The organism is Streptomyces sp. KL116D (genome assembly GCF_030766975.1).
Classification (GTDB): Bacteria; Actinomycetota; Actinomycetes; order Streptomycetales; family Streptomycetaceae; genus Streptomyces; species Streptomyces longispororuber_A.
Map to the genome: position 1 here is coordinate 621563 of NZ_JASERH010000136.1, position 14981 is coordinate 636543.

Sequence of the window (14981 nt, forward strand, 5' to 3'; positions counted from 1 at the left end):
CCGAACTCCCCTGGAGCACAGTCAAGATGATGGACACGATCGTCGTCGGCGCGGGAATCGCCGGCCTCACCGCCGCGCGGCTGCTGCACTCGGCGGGACAACGGGTGGTCGTGCTGGAAGCGCGGGACCGCGTCGGCGGCCGGATGTGGACGGACCGCACGGCAGGGTTCTGCGTCGACCGCGGCGCCTCGTGGATCCACGGCCTGACCGGCAATCCGCTCACGGACCTCGTCCCGGCGTTCGGGGTGGAGACCCGCGAGTTCACCGTCGGGAGCTTCCAGGCGGGCGGGCGGCCGATCGCCGACTACGACGAGTCCCAGCAACTGCTGGACGACGACGCGACCCGGCGGTGGATCAGCGACGTCGACACGGCGGACGCGCTCTTCCAGCGGACCGTCGCGGACTCCGGCCACGACGAGAGCTACGCCACCGCGGCCGAGCGGACCCTCGCCGCGATCGGATGGAAGCCCGAACGCGCCGAGCGGCTCCGCGCGTTCTACCGGCACCGTACGGAGGAGCAGTGCGGCGCGGAGGTCGAGCAGGTCGCCGCGCACGCCCTCGACGAGGACGCCATCGAGGGCGACGAAGTGATCTTCCCCGGCGGCTTCGACGTGCTCCCGCGCGCGTTCGCGGAGGGCCTCGACGTCCGTACGGGCCAGGCCGTGACCGCGATCTCCCGGTCGGCCGGCCGGGTACGGGTCGACACGGAGGACGCGTCGTTCGACGCCGCGCGGGTGATCGTCACGGTGCCGCTGGGGGTGCTGAAGAGCGGGGCGATCGCGTTCACGCCCGCGCTGCCGGACGCCGTGGCGGGACCGATCGGCCGGCTCGGCATGGGCGTGTTCAACAAGGTCTTCCTCCAGTTCCCCCGGCGGTTCTGGCAGGACGGCGTCTACGCGATCCGGCAGCACGGACAGGCCGGCTTCCCCTGGCACACCTGGTACGACGTCTCCGTGGTGAGCGGCGAGCCGATGCTGCTGACCTTCGCGGGCGGGACCTGGGGCCGGGAGATCGAGGCGATGACCGACGCAGAGGTGGTCTCCTCGGTGCTCGGCTCCCTCCGCAAGATCTACGGCCCCTCCGTCCCCGACCCCGTGGGTCACTGGATCACCCGCTGGGGCAGCGACCCGCTGGCCCAGGGTTCGTACTCCTACGTCGCCGTCGGTTCCTCGCACGACGACCACGACGCGCTGGCGGGCCCCGTCGACGGTGTCCTCCACTTCGCCGGGGAGGCGACGTACGGGCACGAGCCGGCCACCGTTCACGGTGCTCTGCTCTCCGGGCATCGTGCGGCCGAGCGCATCCTCGGCTCACCGGTCTCCCTGAGCGAGCTCGTCCCGGGTGCTCACGCTTCGCGGACCGACGTGATGGAGGTGCCGCCGCACCAGGCGTGACGCTTCGTCCAGGCACCGTTCCGGTGGCCGTGACCGACGGGTCAGCAGATGCGGGGCAGCAGCTCGCCCAGCGGCATGTCGACGATGCGTCGGGAGCCGACCATGGTGCGCGCCACCACGCGGTCCGCCGGCGCCTGCTCGACCGTTCCGATCCGGACTGCCTCGCTTCCCTCCGGCAGGGCGCGCAGCGCGTCCAGCGCGCTGTCGGCGGCCTGCGGAGCCACGAAGGCGACGAGGCAGCCCTCATTGGCCACAACGAGCGGGTCGAGGCCGAGCAGGTCGCACGCCGCGGTGACGGCCCGGGGCACGGGCAGGGCAGCCTCGTCGATCTCGACACCGACGTGAGCGTCACGGGCGATCTCGTTGAGCGCCGCCGCGAGCCCTCCCCGCGTGGGGTCGCGCAGCGTGTGCACGTGCCCGCCCAACGGGGCGAGCGCGGCGACGAGCCGGTGCAGCGGCTGGGTGTCGGAGGCGATGTCGGCCTCGAAACCGAGACCTGCGCGGGCCGAGAGGACGGTGATGCCGTGCAGGCCGACGGGCCCCGAGAGGAGGATCGCGTCGCCGGGCCCGGCCCGCACGGCGGACGGGGTGAGGCCGGGGATGCGGCGGCCGATGCCGGTGGTGGTGAGGAAGAGCCGGTCGGCGGCGCCGCGGCCCACCACCTTGGTGTCGCCGGTGACGACGGGAACGCCGATGTCGCGGGCGGCCTTGCCCGCGGACTGCAGCACGCAGCGCAGATCGGGGACCGGCAGCCCTTCCTCGGCGATCACCGCGAGGGCGAGCGCGACGGGGAGGGCACCGCGCATCGCCAGGTCGTTGACCGTGCCGTGCACGGCGAGCGACCCGATGTCGCCCCCGGGGAAGAACAGCGGGTCCACCACGAACGCGTCCGTGGTGACGGCCAGTTCGCTGTCACCGGGAAGCAGCGCCGCATCCTCCAGAGCGCCGTCCGCCGGAACACCGAGAGCGGGCAGGACGACGTCGCGCAGGAGCTCGCCGGTGAGCAGGCCCCCTGCGCCGTGGCCGAGGAGGATCGTGTCCTGTGCGGGGCGGGGTGTGGGACAGGCCGGTGTCATGGAGCCCTCCTGGTGGGCGACGGGGGCGTGCTTCGGGTGCGGCCGGCCGAGTGGAACGCCGCGCAGGTGCCCTCCGACGAGACCATCGGGGCGCCGAGCGGGGTACGCGGCGTGCACCGGGTGCCGTACGCGGTGCAGTCGGTGGGCAGCGCGGCTCCTGTGAGGACGGCGCCCGCGATGCACTCGGGGTCCTCCGCCGGGTGCAGGCCGGTGACGTCGAAGCGGCGGGCCGCGTCGAACCGGGCGTACCGCTCGGCGAGTTCGAGGCCGCCGGCAGGCACGGTGCCGATGCCGCGCCAGGCCCGGTCGGTGACCCGGAAGACGCGGGAGATCGCGTCCTGCGCCTGGAGGTTCCCGCTCCGGCGCACCGCTCGCGCGTACTGGTTCTCGACGCGGTGGCGCCCGGATTCCAGCTGGCGTACGGCCATCAGGACACCTTCGAGGAGGTCCAGCGGTTCGAAGCCGGTCACCACGATCGGGACCCGGTAGCGGGCGGCGATCGGTTCGTACTCGCGCCAGCCCATCACCGCGCACACGTGCCCGGCCGCGAGAAATGCCTGGACCTCGCAGTCGGGATCGTCGAGCAGGGCGGTCATGGCGGGCGGCACCAGGACGTGGCTGACCACGACGGAGAAGTTCGTCAGCCCGAGCCGTTCCGCATGCAGCACCGCCATCGCGTTGGCGGGGGCCGTCGTCTCGAACCCCACGGCGAGGAACACGACGTCCTTGTCGGTGAGTTCGGCCGCGAGTCGGACCGCGTCCATCGGGGTGTAGACGACGCGTACGTCGGCGCCCTCGGCTCGCAAGGTCAGCAGGTCCGTCGTGGAGCCGGGGACGCGCAGCATGTCGCCGAAGCTCGCGAGGACCGTTCCGGGACGGGCCGCGATGGCCATGACCCGATCGAGGGTTTCCAGCGGGGTGACGCAGACAGGGCAGCCGGGTCCGTGGATCATGCGGATCCCGGCGGGCAGCAGTTCGTCGATTCCCTGGCGGACCAGGGTGTGGGTCTGACCGCCGCACACCTCCATGATCCGCCAGGAACCGGTGGCCGTCGCGGTCAGTTCGGCGAGCAGACGTCGGGCCAGCACCGGGTCCCGGTACTCCTCCAGGTACTTCATGGCGTACTGAAGTCCATGCGGATGTCGACGACTCCCTCCACGGCACGGGCGAGACGTGCCGCGACGGGCACCAGATTGCGATGCCGCAGGGTGCCGCCGAAGGTGACCACCCCCTCGGCGACCGTGACCGTCACGTTCTGCCCGGGAAAGAGGTAGGACGCCACGGTGCGGCGCACCTCCTCGGCGATGTCGTCGTCGGACCGCAGGAAGACCTTGAGCAGGTCGGAGCGGCTGACGATGCCTTCGAGCCTGCCCTCGGCGTCGACGACGGGGAGCCGCTTGACCTTGCGCAGGGCCATGATCCGGGCGGCCTCGGCCAGGGTGGCGTTCGCCCGCACGCACACGGCCGGACTCGTCATCAGTTCCCCGGCGGACACCGCGCCCGCCTTGGCCAGGTCGGACAGACGGCGCAGCTGGTCACGCCGGTCCGGATCGGAGTCGCGGAACTCCTCCTTGGGGAGCAGATCGGCCTCGGACACCACACCGACGACCCGGCCCTCACCTTCCTGTACGGGCAGGGCGCTCACCCGCCACTGGTCCATCACCTCGACGATCTCCTTGAACGGTGCGTCACGGCCGACGGCGACGACGGTCTGGGTCATCACGTCACTGACGATGTGTGGGCTCTCGCTCACGGCAGCCTCCTTCGGGTGGTGCGACGCGATCGACGGTGAGGTCGAGGAAGTGGGTGGAGCAGGAGATGCACGGGTCGTGGTTGCGGATCCCGTGCTCGCACAGACGCGTCAGCTCCTCGTCGGTGAGCGGCCGCCCGGCCAGGGCCGTCCTGGCGAGACGGCGCAGGTCCTCCTCGATGGCGCTCTGGTTCTGTGCGGTGGGCGGGACGAGCCGTGCGTCGGTGACGGTGCCGTCTGCGGCCAGGCCATAGCGGTGGTAGAGCAGTCCGCGCGGTGCCTCCGTCGCTCCGTGCCCGACTCCCGCGCGCGGTGGCACGTCGACGTACGCGCGCGCGGGCGCTTCGTAGTCGTCGATGATCCGCAGCGCCTCGTCGACGGCGTACACGGTTTCCACGGCCCGCACGAGGATGCTGCGGAAGGGGTTGCGGCACACGGCACCGAGCCCCGCCTCCCGTGCGGTCTGCCGGGCGAGCGGCGACAGGAGCCGACCGTTGATCGCGTACCGGGCGAGGCAACCGGTCAGGTACCGGCGGCCCCGCAGCCTCGCGTGCAGTGCGGTGGAGTGCGGGACCTGTTCCTCGACGACCTCGCGGGAGAAGTCGGCGAGTGCGAACCGGCGTACCTCGGCGGCTCCTTGGCGCATCACGGTGGGCGTGCCGGTCTCGATGGCGTACCGGCCCTCCGCGGACAGGGCGAGGAAGTCGTGGTCGCAGTCGGCGTCGGGGAAGTCGAAGCCCGACACCCAGCGCACGGTCGCCCACGCGTCGTCGAGCGCCTGGCGCAACCGCTCGGCCAGCGGCCGTAGTTCGTCCTGGGTGGGGGCGCGGTGGAAGCCGCCGACGCGGACATTGACGGGGTGGACGGCACGGCCCCCGAGCAGTTCCAGCAGAGCGTTGCCCGCCTGCTTCAGCCGCAGGCCGCGCTCGACGTCGGCGCGGTGGGTGCGGGCCAGGTCGATGGCCCCGTCACACCCCAGGAAGTCCGGGGCGTGCAGCAGGTAGATGTGCAGGGCCTGGCTCTCGATCCACTCGCCGCAGTACAGCAGCCTGCGCAACTCCCCGATCCCCCGCGGGATGTGGACCCCGCACGCGTCCTCGATCGCCGCACACGCGCTCAGCTGGTACGCGACGGGGCAGATGCCGCACACCCGCGCGGTGATGTCGGGCGGCTCGGTGTGCCCGCGACCGCGCAGGAACGCCTCGAAGAAGCGCGGCGGCTCGTAGATCGCCAGCCGGGCGGCCGTGACGTCGTCGCCGTCGACCGTCAGGTGCAGCGCGCCCTCGCCCTCCACGCGGGCGAGCGAGCCGACGTGCAGGACGCGGGTTCCGCGGTGGGTCACGGGACGGGTTCCTTGTCGTGGGTGGCGAAGGCGGCGACGTTGAAGGTGCTCAACAGGCGTTCGGTGTCACGGTCGTCGAGTCCGTCCCGGCGCAGCACCGGGTTCAACGCCGGGAGGTTCACCGAGGCCGACGGACCGAAGCAGCCGTAGCAGCCCCGCCCGTACGCGGGGCAGATCGCCCCACAGCCCGCGTGCGTGATCGGGCCGAGGCAGGGAGTGCCGTGGGCGACGGTGACACAGACCGTGCCACGCCGCTTGCACTCGAAACAGACACTGTGATCGGGAATGTCGGGCCTGCGGTCCGCGAGGAACGCCGTGATGACTTCGAGGAGTTGACGGCGGTCGATGGGGCAGCCGCGCAGTTCGAGATCGACGTCGACGTGGGCGGAGACGGGAGTGGACGTGGCGAGGGTGTCGATGTAGTCGGGGCGGGCGTAGACGGTGCGCCGGAACTCCTCGACGTCCGCGAAGTTGCGCAGCGCCTGGATGCCGCCCGCCGTCGCGCAGGCGCCGATGGTGACCAGGCGCCTCGACGCGGACCGGATCGCGCGGATCCGTTCCGCGTCCGCCGCCGTGGTGATCGAGCCCTCGACCAGAGACAGGTCGTACGGTCCCGGCAGCACCTCGCTCGACGCCTCCAGGAAGTGCGCGATCCGTACCCGCCCGGCGAGCGCGAGGAGCTCGTCCTCGCAGTCGAGCAGGGTGAGCTGGCAACCGTCGCAGGAGGCCAGTTTGAAGACGGCGAGCGTCGGGGTGACCGGCATCTCGTTCACAACTCCCTCGTTCGCAGGAGAGGTTCGGCGCGGTCGAAGCCGATCACCGGCCCGTCCCGGCACAGCAGCACGGGGCCGAGCTGGCAGTGACCGCAGTGCGCGGTGGCGCAGCGCATGTTCCGTTCGAGGGAGACCCGGACACGAGCGGCGGGCACTCCCCGGTGGACCAGATCGCGGGCGGTGGCACGGATCATCGGCTCGGGTCCGCAGACGAACGCCGTCGTCCGTCCGGGTTCGAACTGCGCGCCGTCCAGCAGTCGCGTGACGAGCCCGATCTCGCCACACCAGTCCCCGTCGGGATGGTCGACGGTCACACCGGTGTACGCCGTGACCCACTGCCGGGTCTCGGCACGGGAGACGAGGTCGGCCGGGGTGCGTGCGCCGACCAGGACATTGATCCTGCCGTACGATCGCGGACCGGCCACCGCGCGCCGGATCAGCGGGCGCAGCGGGGCCAGACCGATCCCGCCCGCGACGACCACCAGGTCCCGGCCCCGCGCCTTCTCCAGCTCCCAGCCGGTGCCGAACGGGCCGCGCAGGCCCACCGTGTCGCCGACCCGCTTGCGGCACAGGGCGTCGGAGACGGCGCCGACGGCACGGATCGTGTGGGCCGGCCCGCCGTCGGCCGGGATCCCGCTCACCGAGACCGGGATCTCCCCCGTCCCGAAGGCGTACACCATCGCGAACTGTCCGGGCAGGAAGGGCGCGAGCCGTTCTCCCACCGGGTCGAGCCGCAGGGTGACCGTGTCCCGGGTCTCGACTCGGCGGCCGGTCACCCGGTACGGCACGGGGACGACGCTCATCGCGGCAGTCCGCTGCCGTGCGGTGCGTACAGATCGAGGAGCCGGGTGCGCGCGGCCAGCAGCCGGTGGGCGAGGACCTTGCCGACCCAGAGGCCGACCTCGCGCCCCAGGGCCGCGTCGGTCCCGCACAGTTCCCTCACTCCCGCAGCGTCGAACTCGAGGGCGCGCACCGGGGTGGCCGCCTCCGCGCCGAGTTGCCAGACGTGCGGCTCGAACAGCCAGGACCAGCCGACGAGTTCGCCGAAGCCGAGGGTCTCGATGACGGCCGGTCGGCGACCCGGCACGTACATGTCGAGGGCGACGGTCCCGGTGCGGACGATCCAGAACCGGTCGGCGTGCCCGCCCTCCTCGAACAGCCGGGTGCCCGACGAGAAGTTCACCTGCCGGGCCAGGCGCATCAGGCGCTCCCGGTGGACGGCGGGCAGCGCCTGCCCCATGCGGGGCGTACTCGTCGCCATCATGACCTGGCCTCCTCAGCGAGAGCGGTGACCTCTTCGGTGATGTCGATGCCGACGGGGCACCAGGTGATGCAGCGGCCGCAGCCGACGCATCCCGTGGAGTCGAACTGGTCGTGCCAGGTGGAGAGTTTGTGGGTGAGCCACTGCCGGTAGCGGCTGCGGGCCGAGGCACGCACCGGACCGCCGTTCAGATGGCTGAAGTCGAGGTCGAAGCAGGAGTCCCAGCGCTGCCACCGCTCGGCGTGGTCACCGGTGAGATCGGTGACCTCCTCCGTGGTGGTGCAGAAGCAGGTGGGGCACACCATGGTGCAGTTGCCGCAGGTCAGGCAGCGGGTGGCCACATCGTCCCACCGCTTCGCGTCCGGGTTCGCCCCCAGCAGCGCGCGCAGATCCGTCGGAGGCATCGCGCGGCCCATGCGGTCACGGGCCGCGTCGACGGCGGAGCGGGCCGCGCCGGCCGTGGCCGGGTCGCTGTTCTCGTACGGGACCCCGTCCAGGATTCGCGCGCCCTCCGAGCTGCCGATCCGGACCACGAAGCGGTGTGCCCCGGTGTCGACGAGCTCGGTCAGGGCGAGATCGAAGCCGGTGTCCGCCGCGGGTCCGCTCCCCATCGACAGGCAGAAGCACGTCGCCCCCGGTTCGGTGCACTCGACGGCGACGAGGAAGGCTCCCCTGCGGCGTGCCGCGTAGCCGTCGTCCTGGAAGTGTCCGCCGGCCAGGACACGGTCCTGGATGGCGATGGCCCGCAGGTCGCAGGGGCGCACTCCCAGGAAGGCGTACGACGGCGACTCCTGCCGGGCCGGGCGCACGGCGAGTTCGCCGTCGGCGTCGCGGTCGACGTCCCACAGTTTCTCGCGCTGCGGGTGCAGGTAGGACTTCCAGGACTGCGGACCCGAGGTGTGCGCGAAGGCCGCACCGTCGTCGCGGCGCACCAACCGGTAGCGCCCTGCCTCCAGTTCGGTTCCCCAGCCCCAGGGCAAGGCGTCAGCGCCGTCGAGTTCCGCGAGGACGACAGCGCCGTCCCTGACCGTCGGTCCGACGACCGTGCGTCCGTCGGCCGCCAGCGCCGCGACGAGCGCGTCGAGCCCCGCCCGATCGAGTACCGCTGTCCCTCCGGTGTCCGGCATCGCCCGTCCTCCCTCGTCGTCACGCCGCCGTTCCCGTTCCACTCCCAGCCTCACGCGGGCGCCCTGTTGCGGGGATGGGCCGGGTGGCCCCAGTACCAGGGCCTGCCGGGTCCGCTGCCTGCTCCTGCGCGGCCTGGGTGGTGGCGTGGGAGTCGCCGTCGTCCGGCGGACGACGGCCTCGTGGTCTCAGTCGTGCGGCACCACGGCGACGGGACAGTCGGCGTGGTGGATCAGCGCGTGAGCGACCGGTCCGGTGCGAGAGCCGACCGCGCGGCGGCGGGTCCGGCGTCCGATGACGAGGAGACCCGCACCGCGGGCGGCTCGCCCGGCCTGGTGCGACGGCCGCCCTTCCAGGACGCAGTCCCGGACCGGCACCCGGGGGAACTTCTCCCGCCATGGCCGCAGCACCGCCCCGAGAGCCCGGTCCGCCTCCGCCTTGAGGGCGGCGCGGTGCTCGGGGTCCGGCAGGGCGGTGGTGAACGGAACGTGCCAGACGTACACCGCACGCAGCGGCGCGTCGCGCAACTCGGCTTCGCGGAAGGCGAATTCGACGACCCGGCCGCAGCTCCCGGCCATGTCGACGGCGAGCGCCACGTCACGGCTGGGCCCCGGTGTGCCGTCATGTGCCGGCAGAAGCTCGTCCGCGGCGCCGAATCCGGCGCGGACGAGGACGAGCGGGCAGGCCGCGTGCCCCACCGTGGCGAGGGCCACGGAGCCGACCAGGACGCCGCCGACGCTGCCGAGCCCCTGGTTGCCCAGCACGAGCAGTTCCGCGTGCCCGGTCTCGGAGATCAGGGCGGGCGCGGGCGGGCGTCGGATCTGCGCGGTCAGGATCCTCAACTCCGGGTGGCGGTCGGTGAGTCGCTCGGCGGTGCCGCGGAGCACCTGGTGGGCCAGGTCCTGCGGTGCGCGCAGTTCCGGCAGGGTCGCCGCCGGGCCGTCCGGGGGCAGTCCCGCACCGGCATGGACCAGGCGCAGTGGCCGCTGCCTGCGCAATGCTTCGCGGGCAGCCCATTCCGCGGCTGCGTGCGCCTCGCGCGAACCGTCGACCCCGGCGACGATCGGCCTGGGCATCGCCGTCACCTGCTCTCCGGGATCGGGGCACGGCTTTCGAGCGCGGCACGACCCGCCTCCAGGCGGGCGGCCGGGATCCGGAAGGGCGAGCAGGAGAGGTAGTCCAGACCCGCACGGTGGAAGAAGTGGACGGACCAGGGATCACCCCCGTGTTCGCCGCACACCCCGGTCTGCAACCGGGCACGGGCAGCACGTCCCTCCCGGACCGCGATGGTGACGAGCCGGCCGACGCCTTCCTCGTCGAGGCTCTCGAACGGGGATGCCGTCATCAGTCCCCGGTCGAGGTACTGCGGCAGGAAGGAGGCTTCCGCGTCGTCGCGGGACAGTCCCCAGGTCGTCTGTGTCAGGTCGTTGGTGCCGAAGGAGAAGAAGTCGGCGGCCGTGGCGAGGGCGCCCGCGGTGAGGGCCGCGCGGGGCAGTTCGATCATCGTGCCGATGGGCAGTCGCAGCGGGCGGCCGGTCTCGGCAGCCACCTCGGCGAGCGTCTGCTCGACCGCTTCCCTGGTGACCCGCAGCTCCTCGTACGTCGCGACGAGCGGGATCATGATCTCGGCCCGTGGGGATCCGCCGTCGCTCAGCCGCCGCGCGACGGCCTGGCCGATCGCCCGGACCTGGGTGGCGACAAGGCCCGGCACGGTCAGTCCGAGGCGCACACCGCGCAGACCGAGCATGGGGTTGCGTTCGTGCAACCGGCTGACGGCGGCGAGGAGTGCACGGTCGTGCCGGCTGGGGTGCGCGGTCGACGCCACGTGCGTCGACAGGTCCGTGAGATCGGGCAGGAACTCGTGCAACGGCGGGTCGAGCAGGCGGATGGTCACGGGCAGCCCGTCCATCTCCTTGAGGATCCCGGTGAAGTCCCGGCACTGCAGCGGCAGCAGGGCGTCGAGCGCCCTGCGGCGTTCCGCCTCGTCGGCGGCCAGGACCATCGTCTCGACGAGCTCCCGGCGGGCCCCGAGGAACATGTGCTCGGTCCGGCACAGGCCGATGCCCCGGGCACCGAGCCGACGGGCGAGTGCCGCGTCCTGCGGGGTGTCGGCGTTGCCCCGCACCTCCAAGCGGGAGACGGAGTCGGCGTGGTCGAGCGCGCGATGCACGGCGGTCGCCAACGGGTCTGCGCGGACACCGCCGATCAGCGACTGCCGGACGGCGGAGTCGGTCATCGGCAGAGCGCCCAGGTGGACAGTGCCCGCCGTCCCGTCCACCGAGATGACGTCCCCCTCCCGGACGACCGCTCCCGTGTCCGCGGTGAGCGTGCGCGCGGCGGGGTCGACGACGAGGCTGTCGGCGCCGCAGACACACACCTTGCCCATGCCGCGCGCGACCACGGCGGCATGGCTGGTCTTGCCGCCGCGGCTGGTGAGAACCGCCTCGGCGGCAATCATGCCGGGCAGGTCGTCGGGGCTCGTCTCCCGTCGTACGAGGACGGTCCGCTGGCCAGCCCTGGCACGGCGCACGGCCGCGGCCGAGTCGAAGACGACGGCTCCGACGGCCGCGCCGGGCGAGGCGGGCACGCCGTGGGCGAGCGGCACGTCCGTGGTCCTGACCGCGAAGCGTGGGAACATCAGGCGGGTCAGGGCGCCACCGTCCACACGGCTCAGCGCCTCGTCCTCGGTCAGGGCCTTCTCGTCGCACAGGTCGTAGGCGACACGGAACGCGGCTTCGGCGGTTCGCTGCCCGACGCGGGTCTGCAGAATCCACAGCCGCCCGCGCTCGACCGTGAACTCGACGTCGCACAGGTCCCGATAGTGACGCTCCAACGTGCGCAGGTGCGCTTCGAGTTCCTGGAACGCACGGGGCATCGTCTCGCGGAGCGCTTCGAGCGGACGGGTGGCGCGCGTACCCGCGACGACATCCTCGCCCTGGGCGTTCGCGAGATAGTCGCCGTAGGCGCCCGGCTCGCCCGTCGCGGGGTCACGGGTGAAGGCGACTCCGGTGCCGGAGTCCTCTCCGAGGTTGCCGAAGACCATGGCCTGCACGGTCACCGCAGTGCCGAGGTCGTCGGGAATGCCGTGGCGGCCGCGGTAGACGCGGGCGCGCTCTCCGTTCCAGGAGGTGAACACGGCGCGGATGGCGCGCTGCAGTTGCTCGGCGGGGTCCTGCGGAAAGTCCTCGCCGGTCTCGCTCCTGATGATCGCCTTGAAGTCGTCGACCAGTCCGGCGCCGTCGTCGGGACTACGGCCGGCGCGGAGGGTGCGCCCGTGCCGGGTCAGTGCCCGCGCGAAGAGTGTGGCGTCCACACCCATGACGGTGTGCCCGAACATCTGCAACAGCCGTCGATAGGAGTCCCAGGCGAAGCGCGCCTGCCCCGTCGCCCGGGCGAGTCCGGTGACCGTGGTGTCGTTCAGTCCGATGTCCAGGATCGTCTCCATCATGCCGGGCATCGAGTAGCGGGCGCCGGAGCGCACGGACACCAGCAGGGGGTCGTCGCCGGCTCCGAGGGTGCGGCCCAGGGCCCGCTCCAGCCCGGCGAGCGCGTGGGCCACCTCGACGCCGAGCTCCGCCGGCTCCTCGCCGGTGGCCAGATAGCGCCGGCAGGCCTCGGTGGTCAGGGTGAAACCGGGTGGCACGGGCAGGCCGAGTCGGGTCATCTCCGCCAGGCCGGCGCCCTTGCCGCCCAGCAGGCCGGTCAGCTCCCGGCTGCCGTCGGCGAAGGCGTACACGTAGCGCACGGGTGCTGGGTTCCTCGTCTGCATGGCTGACCTCTCAGTCGTGCGGCACCACGGCCACGGGGCAGAGCGCGTGTTGCAGGACGGCGTGTGCCACGGGGCCGGTGCGCCGGCCGATGTACGGCTCGTGCCGACGGCGCCTGCCGACGACCACGATTCCGGCCCCGGACGCGGCGGACAGCAGTGCCGACTGCGGACGGCCATCGGTCAGGGTCCGGCGCACGTCGACATCGGGATACTTGTCGCGCCAGGCGCGCAGCACCGCTTCCTGGAAGCCGTCCCACTCCCGGGCCTGTCGCGACCCTTCGATCAGGGCGACTTCGCCGGGGCCGACGGTGAGCGGGTCGGACCGGGGCCAGGCGGACACCACGTGCAGGTGGGCACGGTGGATCCGGGCGGCCTCGAAGGCGAAGTCCATCACGTCGTCACAGGGGTCGCCCAGGTCGAGGCCGAGGACCACGTCGTGGGAGTCCACTGCGTGGCCCGCGACGTCGGCGCCGTCCTTGACCAGGACCACGGGGCACGACGCCCTCGCCGTCACGGCGGCCGCGACGGATCCGACGAGCACCCCTGCCACGGCGCCGAGACCGCGGGATCCGAGCACCAGCATGCCCGCCCCCTCAGCAGCCTTCAGGAGCGCGGACGTGGCCGGCCCCTGGACGGTCCTGGTGGTCGCGTAGCCCGCGGGCACGACGTCCACCAGACGCTCGGCCGCGGCTGCCACGGCCCGGGCAGCACGCTGCCGCTGTCCGGTCCCTCCCGTCGTGCCGGTGGGCGGATCCGGGGACCAGGCCCAGGCGTGCAGGAGGTGCAGCGGCGCGTCCCGACACCGTGCTTCGCATGCCGCCCACCGCGCGGCGACCGCGCTCTCACGGGACTCGTCGACACCGACGACGATGCGCGGGTGTGACATGGCAGGTCACCTCCGGCTGTGTGTTGTCCGTCGCTGTCATCCTTGTGCGGGACGGACACGTGGAGCAGGGGCCACCGGTCCTCCGTGCAGGCCCACTCGGCCCGGTGCGCCTCTCGCGCCCGTGGCCGATCGTCGTGCCGTCGGCGTCCTGAGCCGCGGGTCGTGCCCGGATCAGGTGGCGGCCGGGGCGGGCCGTGCCTCACGGTCCACGGGCGACGTTCCGCGGACCCCTGGTGGGAAGCCGTTCCCGGGGTCCTCGACGACGTTCAGGACCGTGTCCAGACGTGTCAGCCGGAACAGGCGCCGGTGGAACGGGTTGGCGACGACGACGGTCAGGTGTCCGTGCCGCAGTTGCAGGCGGCGGTGGACGCGCAGCAGCAGCGACAGACCGCTGCAGTCCACGAACGTCACGTCCCGCAGATCGAGGACGAGCACGTCTCGCTCCTGGGGCACCAGTCGCAGCAGCCGGTCGGCGGCGAGGATGTCGAGTTCGCCCCACAGTTCGACGACCAGGGCGGATCCGTGCTGGCGGATTCTGAGACCGAAGGCGGCGTCGTCGGGCATGGTCCCCTCCCAGTGGAGTGGCGCGTGGAGTCCCGGATGGGATCGAGCACGCCGTCCACCGGGGTCCCGGGTGGACCTGCATCGATGCCTCTGGCATACCCGCGATGGATGGAGGGAATCAACCCCCCGCGCGCAGACTGCAGCAGACCGAGCCGACACCCGGCGCCCCCTGTCGGAGCGACGGCGCGGCGGATTCGCACGCCACCGTCATCGGCACGGTGCGCCCCGCATGCGTCACGCCTCCTCGCGCCGAGCCCGGACGGTGGCGAGGTCGTGGGCGATCCGCTCGGCCCAGGCGGTGATCGCCGTGAAGTCCCGGAAATCGCCGCCCTTTCCGGACCTGACGATCATCCGGGCCAACCGGCCGCGGGCGCTCTCGTCGAGCCTGCCGCCGAAGGCGACGTGCTCCCGTGCGTCGAGCCGGTCCGCGATGCGCCGCACACCCGGCACGGGCGGGATGTCGCGGTCCGACGCGGAGCCGTCGAGCGGTCCGCTGCTGAACAGCCACACCGGGCGTGTGCCCGGCGCCCGGCGGGCGCGGCGCGCGAACCGCCGGGCGTCGCGGTGCCAGCGGCCCGCGTAGAGTGCCCCACCGAGCACCACCGCGTCGTACGCGGAGAGGCTCTCCGCCACCTCACCGGCCGGGCGGACGGTCGTGGCGTACCCGGCCTCGGTCAGCACACCGGCGACGCGGACAGCGATCTCACCGGTGGATCCGTTCTTCGTGCCGTAGGCCACGAGCACCCGGGGCTCCCTGCGAGTCATCTCCGTCAACCCCCTTTCGTGAGAGGGACGTTGTCCCGCAGGACGGCGAGGCGCCTGCGGTACTCGTCGTCGTCCAGTTCTCCTCGGGCGAACCGCTCGGCGAGCAGCCGCTCGGGTGGCGTGACCGGTGCTTGCGGCCGTCCGGATCCGCGCGACACCGCCCGGGTCACGGCGAAGGCCACAAGACCGAACACGACCCAGAAGACGACGGTGCTCGCGGTGAACCACACGTAGCCCCACGTGCTGACGTCGTGCCCCCAGTTGCCGTACATGTCC

General features: G+C 72.6%; 14 protein-coding genes and 1 pseudogene. 1 reads left to right on the forward strand and 14 read right to left on the reverse strand.

The genetic code is table 11. The features are described 5' to 3' along the window. Positions 1 to 23: 23 nt before the first annotated feature. Positions 24 to 1394 (forward strand): annotated as a pseudogene (locus RBJ77_RS51430) (flavin monoamine oxidase family protein); the annotation flags it as partial. A 41-nt stretch (positions 1395 to 1435) separates the two neighbouring features. On the opposite strand, the gene hypE reads toward RBJ77_RS51430, so the two are convergent. The 14 genes from hypE to RBJ77_RS51500 form a co-directional block, all read right to left on the reverse strand. Then, positions 1436 to 2470 carry a hydrogenase expression/formation protein HypE gene (hypE, locus tag RBJ77_RS51435; protein WP_372351271.1) on the reverse strand — a complete coding sequence of 345 codons (1035 nt, stop codon included), beginning with the start codon at positions 2468 to 2470 and terminating at the stop codon, positions 1436 to 1438. Beyond that, entirely contained in the window at positions 2467 to 3588 is a 1122-nt protein-coding gene (gene hypD, locus RBJ77_RS51440; protein ID WP_372351272.1) for a hydrogenase formation protein HypD, read from the reverse strand. Before hypD ends, hypE begins: the two co-directional genes overlap by 4 nt. Continuing rightward, positions 3585 to 4223: a CBS domain-containing protein gene (locus tag RBJ77_RS51445; RefSeq protein WP_372351273.1), complete on the reverse strand. Its 639-nt coding sequence runs from the start codon at positions 4221 to 4223 to the stop codon at positions 3585 to 3587. Before RBJ77_RS51445 ends, hypD begins: the two co-directional genes overlap by 4 nt. Next, on the reverse strand, positions 4195 to 5562 hold the full coding sequence (locus RBJ77_RS51450) for a Ni/Fe hydrogenase subunit alpha (RefSeq protein WP_372351274.1): 1368 nt from the start codon (positions 5560 to 5562) through the stop codon (positions 4195 to 4197). Before RBJ77_RS51450 ends, RBJ77_RS51445 begins: the two co-directional genes overlap by 29 nt. Further along, positions 5559 to 6326, reverse strand: a complete 768-nt coding sequence (locus RBJ77_RS51455; RefSeq protein ID WP_372351563.1) for an oxidoreductase — start codon at positions 6324 to 6326, stop codon at positions 5559 to 5561. Before RBJ77_RS51455 ends, RBJ77_RS51450 begins: the two co-directional genes overlap by 4 nt. A gap of 5 nt (positions 6327 to 6331) precedes the next feature. Then, a complete protein-coding gene (locus tag RBJ77_RS51460) occupies positions 6332 to 7138 on the reverse strand; it encodes an FAD/NAD(P)-binding protein (protein ID WP_372351275.1) in 807 nt (268 codons plus the stop codon). After that, positions 7135 to 7599 (reverse strand): Crp/Fnr family transcriptional regulator, encoded by a 465-nt coding sequence (locus tag RBJ77_RS51465; RefSeq protein WP_372351276.1) that lies wholly within the window; start codon positions 7597 to 7599, stop codon positions 7135 to 7137. The genes RBJ77_RS51460 and RBJ77_RS51465 overlap by 4 nt, the downstream gene beginning before the upstream one ends. Next, entirely contained in the window at positions 7596 to 8723 is a 1128-nt protein-coding gene (locus RBJ77_RS51470; protein WP_372351277.1) for a 4Fe-4S dicluster domain-containing protein, read from the reverse strand. The genes RBJ77_RS51465 and RBJ77_RS51470 overlap by 4 nt, the downstream gene beginning before the upstream one ends. 186 nt (positions 8724 to 8909) lie before the next feature. After that, positions 8910 to 9797 carry a universal stress protein gene (locus tag RBJ77_RS51475; protein ID WP_372351278.1) on the reverse strand — a complete coding sequence of 296 codons (888 nt, stop codon included), beginning with the start codon at positions 9795 to 9797 and terminating at the stop codon, positions 8910 to 8912. Positions 9798 to 9802: 5 nt separating this feature from the next. Continuing rightward, positions 9803 to 12490: a pyruvate, phosphate dikinase gene (ppdK, locus tag RBJ77_RS51480; RefSeq protein WP_372351279.1), complete on the reverse strand. Its 2688-nt coding sequence runs from the start codon at positions 12488 to 12490 to the stop codon at positions 9803 to 9805. Positions 12491 to 12500: 10 nt separating this feature from the next. Beyond that, a complete protein-coding gene (locus RBJ77_RS51485; protein ID WP_372351280.1) occupies positions 12501 to 13376 on the reverse strand; it encodes a universal stress protein in 876 nt (291 codons plus the stop codon). Positions 13377 to 13547: 171 nt separating this feature from the next. After that, complete coding sequence (locus tag RBJ77_RS51490; RefSeq protein WP_372351281.1) at positions 13548 to 13940, reverse strand: STAS domain-containing protein; 393 nt, start codon at positions 13938 to 13940, stop codon at positions 13548 to 13550. Positions 13941 to 14174: 234 nt separating this feature from the next. After that, positions 14175 to 14705 (reverse strand): flavodoxin domain-containing protein, encoded by a 531-nt coding sequence (locus tag RBJ77_RS51495; RefSeq protein ID WP_372351282.1) that lies wholly within the window; start codon positions 14703 to 14705, stop codon positions 14175 to 14177. Between the two features lie 5 nt (positions 14706 to 14710). Next, positions 14711 to 14977 carry an SHOCT domain-containing protein gene (locus tag RBJ77_RS51500; protein WP_372351283.1) on the reverse strand — a complete coding sequence of 89 codons (267 nt, stop codon included), beginning with the start codon at positions 14975 to 14977 and terminating at the stop codon, positions 14711 to 14713. Positions 14978 to 14981: the final 4 nt, after the last annotated feature.

What these genes read in the sequence shown, in the direction of transcription:
- RBJ77_RS51490 (WP_372351281.1), bottom strand. Translation starts at nt 13,940, where the DNA reads ATGCCCGACGACGCCGCCTTCGGTCTCAGAATCCGCCAGCACGGATCC.
- RBJ77_RS51500 (WP_372351283.1), bottom strand. Translation starts at nt 14,977, where the DNA reads ATGTACGGCAACTGGGGGCACGACGTCAGCACGTGGGGCTACGTGTGG.
- hypE (WP_372351271.1), bottom strand. Translation starts at nt 2,470, where the DNA reads ATGACACCGGCCTGTCCCACACCCCGCCCCGCACAGGACACGATCCTC.
- RBJ77_RS51470 (WP_372351277.1), bottom strand. Translation starts at nt 8,723, where the DNA reads ATGCCGGACACCGGAGGGACAGCGGTACTCGATCGGGCGGGGCTCGAC.
- RBJ77_RS51475 (WP_372351278.1), bottom strand. Translation starts at nt 9,797, where the DNA reads ATGCCCAGGCCGATCGTCGCCGGGGTCGACGGTTCGCGCGAGGCGCAC.
- RBJ77_RS51495 (WP_372351282.1), bottom strand. Translation starts at nt 14,705, where the DNA reads ATGACTCGCAGGGAGCCCCGGGTGCTCGTGGCCTACGGCACGAAGAAC.
- hypD (WP_372351272.1), bottom strand. Translation starts at nt 3,588, where the DNA reads ATGAAGTACCTGGAGGAGTACCGGGACCCGGTGCTGGCCCGACGTCTG.
- ppdK (WP_372351279.1), bottom strand. Translation starts at nt 12,490, where the DNA reads ATGCAGACGAGGAACCCAGCACCCGTGCGCTACGTGTACGCCTTCGCC.
- RBJ77_RS51485 (WP_372351280.1), bottom strand. Translation starts at nt 13,376, where the DNA reads ATGTCACACCCGCGCATCGTCGTCGGTGTCGACGAGTCCCGTGAGAGC.
- RBJ77_RS51465 (WP_372351276.1), bottom strand. Translation starts at nt 7,599, where the DNA reads ATGATGGCGACGAGTACGCCCCGCATGGGGCAGGCGCTGCCCGCCGTC.
- RBJ77_RS51460 (WP_372351275.1), bottom strand. Translation starts at nt 7,138, where the DNA reads ATGAGCGTCGTCCCCGTGCCGTACCGGGTGACCGGCCGCCGAGTCGAG.
- RBJ77_RS51455 (WP_372351563.1), bottom strand. Translation starts at nt 6,326, where the DNA reads ATGCCGGTCACCCCGACGCTCGCCGTCTTCAAACTGGCCTCCTGCGAC.